The sequence below is a fragment of the Ectothiorhodospira shaposhnikovii genome, from assembly GCF_016584105.1.
Taxonomy (GTDB): Bacteria; Pseudomonadota; Gammaproteobacteria; order Ectothiorhodospirales; family Ectothiorhodospiraceae; genus Ectothiorhodospira; species Ectothiorhodospira shaposhnikovii.
The window spans coordinates 1-276 of sequence record NZ_NRSM01000135.1 but is presented as its reverse complement, the minus strand read 5'-3'; the positions used below and the strand labels follow the sequence as shown (position 1 = coordinate 276).

The 276-nt window shown below is 60.5% G+C and carries 1 protein-coding gene; it reads right to left on the bottom strand.

All coding sequences use genetic code 11. The features are described from left to right. Positions 1-38 precede the first annotated feature (38 nt). Positions 39-276 (bottom strand): CrcB family protein (locus CKO35_RS17715; protein ID WP_200177418.1); only part of this gene is annotated, 238 nt, incomplete at its 5' end.

The following is a 276-nucleotide window of genomic DNA, read 5'->3' as shown; positions in this document are numbered from 1 at the left end:
CGTTGGCACGGGGGACGCGGACGATGGCGCATTGATTCTCAGTGAAGCACATGGTGGACGACAACGATGCCGAGCATGGTCATGGCGAGGGTGCCGATCAGGTGTGCCGCTATATGGATGACCGTCCACATCGACTGCCTGCGCAGCAGCAGGGTATTGGCCTCGGCCGAAAAGGTGGAAAAGGTGGTGAGGCCGCCGAGGAAACCGGTCCCCACGAACAGACTCAAAACATGTGGCACGGCATGGACGTGTGCGAACAGGCTCATGACACAGCCC